The sequence below is a fragment of the Paraburkholderia sp. Ac-20347 genome (genome assembly GCF_017104805.1).
GTDB lineage: Bacteria > Pseudomonadota > Gammaproteobacteria > Burkholderiales > Burkholderiaceae > Paraburkholderia > Paraburkholderia tropica.
Window position 1 is genome coordinate 1 of sequence record NZ_JAAGPN010000334.1, and the last position, 7,110, is coordinate 7,110.

Below are 7,110 nucleotides of genomic sequence, written 5' to 3' on the forward strand. Positions count from 1 at the left end.
TCGGTGCGCCGACGTCATCGGCGTCGAAATCCGCGTCCGGCGCGCGATCCGACGTGGCCGCCAGTCTCGCCAGCGCCCGCGCGTACCTCGACCAGAATCGCCTCGCGGCGGCGCACGCCGTGCTCGCCCGCGTGCTGGCCGTGCAGCCCGGCAACGACGCCGCCCAGCGCATGCGCGCCGAGTTGACGACCCGCGAGCAGGATCGCGACGCCTTGCTCGCCTACGCGCATCGCTGCGGACGCGCGGGCCAGTGGGGCTGCGTGCGTCACGACGCGGCGCGCGCGCTGGCGATCGACGCATCGAGCCGCGAGGCCAAATGGTGGCTCGCGCGCGCCGCCAACGAACGCAGCGTGCGGTACGAGAACGCTTCATCGGAGCGCGATCAGCAGGACGCCGACATGATGCCGCGCGAACTGCCGGTCTGGAGCCACCACTGAGCGTTGCGCATCAGCCGAGCTTGCCGAGCATCGCGCCGAAGGCGTCCTTGTCGAACGCGCGCAGCGTCTGCGTGCGCACGTTCCCCGCCGAACCGAGCGCGAGACCGAACGCCATGAAGCCCGCTTCGTCCTCGGCTTCCACGATCGTGACCAGATCGTACTGGCCGAGCGTCCAGTAGATCTGCTTCATTTCGCACTTGAACTTGCGGCCCAGTTCGGCGGCCTGAGCGGCGCGCTGCGCGCTGTCCTTGATCGTGCGGATGCCTTGATCCGTGAATTGCGCGAGCACCACATAAGTCAGCATGGCGATTCTCCTGAGGATTGCCTGGCGTGTTCAAACCCGGCGCGAACCTGACGATAATGATGGGCACATCAGCTGTTGGCGGCAGGCGCGATGTTCTGATTGCGGTTGAACAGGTTGTGCGGGTCGTAGCGCGTTTTCACGGCGATCAGCCGTTCCATGTTCGGGCCGTAGGCTGCGCTTACGCGCGCGCGTTCGTCGTCGGTGAGGAAGTTCACGTAGACGCTGCCGAGCGCATACGGCGCGGAGGCCTCGAAGAAGTCGCGCGCCCAGCCGATGCAGCGTTCGTCGTCGGCGGGTTCGGTCCAGCGGCCGTGCACGTTCATCACGTAGAGCGCGTCGCGATTCGGATACGCGGTGGCGTCGGGCGGCACGTCCAGGGTCGCGCCGCCGATCTGGCCGAAAAAGATTTCGCATTGCGGCGAAGGCAGCGTGTCGATGGCGGCGGTGAGCGTGTCGATGAGGCCGTCCGGCAATTGCGCGAGATTGTGCGACTTCCAGTAATTGCGCGCGCCCGGCGTCAGCAGCGGATCGAAGGCCTGTTGCCACGCCGCGTAAGGCATCGGCCCGAGATGCTCGCCGCACGCCGTGCCGAACTGCCGGATCGGTTCGACGGCCGCTGCCGCGTTCTCGGGCGGCCCGGAATAGCAGATGGCGAACACGATCACGGGCTTGCCGTGCACGTCCGCGGGCAGGAAGGGCAACGGCGGCGCGAAGCGCAGCACGCTCCAGACCGTGAGGTCGTGCGGCATCGCCACGGAGGCTTCGCGGTAGCGCTGCAACGCTTCCTTCGCGGCGGCGATCGGCAGCACCACCAGTCCGCCATAGACTTCGGGGCCCACGGCGTGCAGCGCGAATTCGAACATCGTCACCACGCCGAAATTACCGCCGCCGCCGCGGATCGCCCAGAAGAGGTCGGGGTGCTCGGTGGCGCTCGCGCGCAGCAGATTGCCGTCGGCGGTCACCACGTCGGCGGACACGAGATTGTCGACCGTCATGCCGAAGCGACGGCTCAGCCAGCCGAAGCCGCCGCCCAGTGTGAGGCCGGCCACGCCAGTCGTGGAGTTGATGCCGAGCGGCGTGGCGAGGCCGAAGGCCTGCGCTTCGTGGTCGAAGTCGTGGAGCGTCGCGCCCGGCTCGACAAATGCGCGACGCGTGGCCGGCTCGACGCGCACCGACTTCATCGCCGATAGGTCGATCACGAGGCCGCCGTCGCACATCGCGCTGCCCGCGATGTTGTGCGCGCCGCCGCGCACGGCGAGCGTCAGCCCGGAGTCGCGCGCGAACGACACGGCCTGGCGCACATCGGCGCAACCCTGGCAACGCACGATCAGGGCGGGACGCCGGTCGATCATCGCGTTCCAGAGCTGGCGGGCTTCGTCGTAGCCCGCGTCGTCCGGTTGCAGCACCTGACCGCGCAGCGCGTGCTTGAATGTTTCGATGGAATCGCTCGACAAGCTGGACATCGCACACCTCTCATTCGGCAGTTCGCGAATCCGCATGGCGCGACGGGCGCGGCGAATACGTGCGAGCGGCGGCGCGCGGCGAAGCATGCGGAAGGGGTAGTGAGCGAGACGCGGCGCGTCCCGCAGGGAAAGCCGGAAGTTCCGTGCTTTCGGGAAGGCAGCAGGCGCACGAAGGAGGCGAGGCCGCGCAGTCCGGCCGATGCGCGTTTTGTGAACGCGGCCGGATTGAATTCAGGCTGCCGGGCACGCGGCCTGAATGATTAGATAACCTGATTAATCATGCAAAAGCGTTTGTTTGAGAACGCGCGCTGCGGCTGTTTTCGAGTGCTCGCGCCGCGCCGTCTCCTGCTTATTTTAGCAACTGGAATGCCGCGAACCTATTATTTTGTCGATTCGACCAGGCATTGAGCGGGCGTGCATCGGACGAGAGTTAATTGATTAACGAGGAGTCGTGTCGTGACTCGCCAGGCTAATCCGATCCACGCGAATTGAGGCGCATCGAATCATCCGAAGATACGCACCCAGGCCGTGCGAATGCGGCGCGCGCGATCCTCGAATAAATACGATGCCGCGAGCGCAAACAGCCCCGACATCGCACCCGTGACGAGGTGCTCCAGAAAATGAATGCGGTAGTGGCTCGTGTGCGAATACGCGTCGCCGATCGTGGTCAGGCAGCCGACCAGCAGCGCGTTGCCGTATCGGTTCGCGAAGAGTCTGGCGGCCGGCGTGAAGGTGAGCAGCAGCGCCAGCACGCCGGTGAGCAGACCGGTCTTGAAGGCGATCGTCCAATGCGCGACGCTCATGACGTTGCCCCAACTGCCCGGCATGCAGGTCATGCACGCACTGGTCGGCTGCCAGAAACGCTGGACGAACAAGATGATGCGGCGTTGCCACGACACTTTCATGGCGCGTTCCCCGAACGAGGCCGCGCATAGGCGGCGCATTCGCATCGTACACCGCGCGCGCGAGGCGTCCGGTGCGGGGAAACGCTAGCGGGAAAACCGAATGAATGACGCGCGCGTGATGAAACGGGATTTAACGCCGCGCGTCGGCGCGTTGCAACTCAATGAAACGCGCGGCGAAAAGCGCGTAGAGAAATTGTCGAAGTCGCGTGGCTCGGTTCATGCGGATTCCCGTCGATGATTCGGATTGAACGCTGTGCTGCGAGCAACAGCCATGCCAATCGCCGCGCATCCTTGTCATGCGCGTATCAACGAATTGAAAGTGCGGAGAATAAGAAAACGTCCGCACAGAAAATGTGCCGCGCGCAAATCGGCGACGCGCCGATCACCATGTTGGGGCAAGCTAGCGCCGCTTCGCGGTGCAATGCGCCAGTCGCCCAACGCGTTTTCACGCGGTTCGAATCGCCCAAAAAGCACCGCCGCATAAGGCGCTTCACGTCATGCCAAAAGCATTGGCACGGATCTCGCTACATGAGCCTGCGAGAGGTGCGAAGCAATTTGCATCATCTTAGGATCGCTAGGGTTCCGGTCGGCGCGCAGTGTGTGGAGTGTGCCGATGCCTGGTCCGAGAGCAATCCGGTCTCGTCTCCCACCTTGCATGCAAGGCGGCGATGAGGCTCCACGGAGGGATAAAAGCCCGGGAGGTCGCGATGTCGTTCGGTCGCCCTCTCACGCTTATTCCCTTCGCCACCCGGAGCCTCCATGCCGTCCAGCCTCCTCACTGAACTCGACGATTTCAACGACCTCGCGCCGGTCGCCGCGCCGCTTTGGGAAGCCGTGATTCCCGCGGGCACGCACTGGTCCGGCATCCTGCGTCGCGGCCTCGCGCTGCGGATCGTCGATATCGAAGGCGGCGCGAACCTCGCCGCCGTGTTTCATCGCCAGGAAGATCCGCTCGAACGCTACAACATGGCCGATACGCTGAAGGCGCAGCACACGGCCCACCTCACGTGCGGCCACGCGCTGCATACCGACATGGGGCGCGTCGTCGCCTCGATTACGGGCGATACGCTGGGCTGGCACGATCCGCTCGGCGGCGTCGGCGACGCGGCGCTGTTCGCGCAGAAATACGGCGAGCGCCGCTACCAGGCGCATCGCAACGAGATGATCCGCAATGGCCGCGACAGCCTCGTGCTCGAACTCGCGAAGTACGGCCTCGGGCCGCGCGATCTTGCGGCGAACGTGAACTTCTTCAGCAAGGTTGCCGTGGGCGACGACGGCGCGCTCAGCTATGTGAGCGGCCATTCGCGCGCGGGCGCGTCGCTCGATCTGCGCTTCGAGATGAACACGCTGGCGGCGTTTTCCACCGCGCCGCATCCGCTCGATCCGCAACGTGAGTACACGCCGAAGCCGGTGAAGCTGATTGCGTGGCGCGCCTATCCCGCGGAGTCCTCCGCGCCCGCCGACGATCCGTGCCGCAACGCGTGCGCCGAAAACGGCCGCGCCTTCACCAACACCGACCGCCTGTTCGCCTGAGGAGCCGCCATGCCGATCATCGAAAGCGCGCTCGACGCGCGCACCGCCCGTTACGACTTCACGCTGCCCGCGGGCGAGCCGTGGCTCTACGACATCAAGCGCGGCGAGACGCTGCGTATCGTCGATCTCGAAGGCAATCAGGCCGTCGATACGCTGTTCTATCGCAGCGACGATCCCGCCGAACGTTATAGCGCGCAGGACACCATTCGCACGCAGGGCAATCTGTATCTGAGCGCGGGCAGCGTGCTGATGTCGAATCTCGGCCGCCCGATGCTCACCATCGTCGCCGATACCTGCGGGCGTCACGACACGCTCGGCGGCGCGTGCGCGGCGGAGAGCAACACCGTGCGTTACGCGCTCGACAAGCGCCACATGCACAGCTGTCGCGACAGTTATCTGAACGCGCTCGCGCATTGCAGTTGCGGCGCGGCTTCGCAACTGGGCAAGGGCGATCTCGTCAGCAACATCAACTTCTTCATGAACGTGCCGGTCACGCCGCTCGGCAAACTCACGTTCGAAGACGGCATTTCCGCGCCCGGCAAATACGTGGAAGTGCGCGCCGAAGAAGACGTGACCGTGCTGATCTCGAACTGTCCGCAACTGAACAATCCGTGCAACGGCTATAACCCGACGCCGGTGCGCCTGCTCGTGTGGGAGGCGTGATGGCGTTCGACAAGATCCTCATCGCCAATCGCGGCGAGATCGCGTGCCGCGTGATCCGCACGCTCAAGCGGCTCGCCATCGCGTCGGTGGCCGTGTATTCGGAAGCGGACCGTCACGCGATGCACGTCATGCTCGCCGACGAAGCGGTCTGCATCGGGCCCGCGCCGGTTGCGCAGAGCTATCTGAACGCGGCGGCCATTCTCCATGCGGCGCGCAAGACCGGCGCGCAGGCCGTGCATCCCGGTTACGGATTTCTTTCGGAAAACGCGGCGTTTGCGCGCGATTGCGAAGCGGCGGGCATTGCATTCATCGGCCCGCGCGCGGAGCAGATGACGGCGTTTGGCCTGAAGCATACGGCGCGTGAGATCGCCGAGGCGAACGGCGTGGCGCTGCTGCCCGGCACCGGCTTGCTGGCCGACGTGCAGGCCGCGCTCGATGCAGCGGCTTCGCTCGGCTATCCGGTCATGCTCAAGAGCACGGCAGGCGGCGGCGGTATCGGCATGTCGCTGTGTCGCGACGCCGCGCAACTCGACGCGGCCTTCGCCTCGGTCGCGCGGCTCGGCCAGAGCAACTTCGCGAACGCGGGCGTGTACCTCGAAAAATTTGTCGAGCACGCGCGCCATATCGAGGTGCAGATTTTCGGCGACGGCAAGGGCGACGTGATCGCGCTCGGCGAACGCGATTGCTCGGTGCAGCGGCGCAATCAGAAAGTGATCGAGGAAACGCCGGCGCCGGGTCTGAGCGACACAGAGCGCACGACGCTGCATGAGACCGCCGTGCGTCTCGCGCGCGCCGTGCAGTACGCGAATGCGGGCACGGTGGAATTCGTGTTCGACGCCCACGCGCGCGCGTTTTATTTCCTCGAAGTGAATACGCGTCTGCAGGTGGAGCACGGCGTGACCGAACAGGTCTACGGCGTGGATCTCGTCGAGTGGATGATTCGTCAGGCCGAAGGTACGCTCGCGCCGCTCGACGCGCTTGCGCAGTCGCTGAGTGCGGGGCCGCGCGGTGCGAGCGTGCAGGTGCGGATCTACGCCGAAGATCCGAATCGCCAGTTTCAGCCGAGTTCGGGTCTGCTCACGCACGTGAGTTTCCCCGACGACGTGCGCGTGGACACCTGGGTCGATGCGGGCACGGAAGTCAGCGCATTCTACGATCCGCTGATCGCCAAACTCATCGCCAGCGGCGATACGCGCGAAGCGGCGCTCGCCACGCTCGCGAACGCGCTCGACCGCACGCAGCTTTACGGCATCGAAACCAATCTCGACTATCTGCGCGCCGTGGTCGGCTCGGCGACCTTTGCGGCGGGCGAGCAGACCACGGGTTTCCTCGGCCGCTTCGTGTTCGCGCCGCACACCATCGACGTGCTCGACGGCGGCGTGCAGACGACCGTGCAGCAGACGCCGGGACGTCTGGGCTATTGGGACGTGGGTGTGCCGCCCTCGGGGCCGATGGACGACCGCTCGTTCACGCTCGCCAACGCGCTGCTCGGCAATGCGGCCGACGCGGCGGGCCTCGAATTCACGATGGTCGGCGCGACGCTGCGCTTTAACTGCGAGACGCTGTTCGTGCTCGGTGGCGCGCCGCTCGCGGCATCGCTCGACGGCGCGCCGGTGACGTTCTGGCAAGTCGTGCGCGCACGCGCCGGCAGTGTGCTGAAGCTCGGCGGCGTGACGGGCGCGGGCGTGCGTGCGTGCCTCGCGGTGCGCGGCGGCCTGCAGGTGCCCGATTATCTCGGCAGCAAGGCGACGTTTACGCTCGGCCAGTTCGGCGGCCACGCGGGCCGCGCGTTGCGCAAGGGCGAC

Annotated in this window: 7 protein-coding genes, 1 pseudogene and 1 riboswitch; of the genes and pseudogenes, 5 read left to right on the top strand and 3 right to left on the bottom strand. The window is 66.0% G+C overall.

The window, feature by feature from the left end:
* A pseudogene (locus G3N97_RS34450) lies at positions 1 to 437 on the top strand (hypothetical protein); the annotation flags it as partial.
* A gap of 10 nt (positions 438 to 447) precedes the next feature.
* On the opposite strand, the gene G3N97_RS34455 reads toward G3N97_RS34450, so the two are convergent.
* The 3 genes from G3N97_RS34455 to G3N97_RS34465 all read right to left on the bottom strand — a co-directional run bounded on the left by G3N97_RS34455 (position 448) and on the right by G3N97_RS34465 (position 3,109).
* Entirely contained in the window at positions 448 to 741 is a 294-nt protein-coding gene (locus tag G3N97_RS34455) for a GYD domain-containing protein (RefSeq protein WP_205997336.1), read from the bottom strand.
* A gap of 68 nt (positions 742 to 809) precedes the next feature.
* Positions 810 to 2,204 carry an FAD-binding oxidoreductase gene (locus G3N97_RS34460; protein WP_205997337.1) on the bottom strand — a complete coding sequence of 465 codons (1,395 nt, stop codon included), beginning with the start codon at positions 2,202 to 2,204 and terminating at the stop codon, positions 810 to 812.
* A 503-nt stretch (positions 2,205 to 2,707) separates the two neighbouring features.
* Complete coding sequence (locus G3N97_RS34465; protein ID WP_205997338.1) at positions 2,708 to 3,109, bottom strand: hypothetical protein; 402 nt, start codon at positions 3,107 to 3,109, stop codon at positions 2,708 to 2,710.
* 100 nt (positions 3,110 to 3,209) lie between these two features.
* Here G3N97_RS34465 and G3N97_RS34470 point away from each other — a divergent pair, with 100 nt between their 5' ends.
* From G3N97_RS34470 to G3N97_RS34485, 4 genes are all read left to right on the top strand, one after another.
* Positions 3,210 to 3,347 (top strand): hypothetical protein, encoded by a 138-nt coding sequence (locus tag G3N97_RS34470; RefSeq protein WP_205997339.1) that lies wholly within the window; start codon positions 3,210 to 3,212, stop codon positions 3,345 to 3,347.
* A 325-nt stretch (positions 3,348 to 3,672) separates the two neighbouring features.
* Positions 3,673 to 3,812: riboswitch (guanidine-I (ykkC/yxkD leader) on the top strand.
* Between the two features lie 56 nt (positions 3,813 to 3,868).
* The gene (locus tag G3N97_RS34475) at positions 3,869 to 4,642 is read left to right on the top strand and encodes an urea amidolyase associated protein UAAP1 (protein ID WP_205997340.1); all 774 of its coding nucleotides are present in this window, start codon (positions 3,869 to 3,871) and stop codon (positions 4,640 to 4,642) included.
* 9 nt (positions 4,643 to 4,651) lie between these two features.
* Positions 4,652 to 5,305, top strand: a complete 654-nt coding sequence (locus G3N97_RS34480) for an urea amidolyase associated protein UAAP2 (RefSeq protein ID WP_205997341.1) — start codon at positions 4,652 to 4,654, stop codon at positions 5,303 to 5,305.
* On the top strand, positions 5,305 to 7,110 hold a 1,806-nt coding region (locus G3N97_RS34485; RefSeq protein WP_205997342.1), incomplete at its 3' end, for a biotin carboxylase N-terminal domain-containing protein. The genes G3N97_RS34480 and G3N97_RS34485, both read left to right, overlap by 1 nt.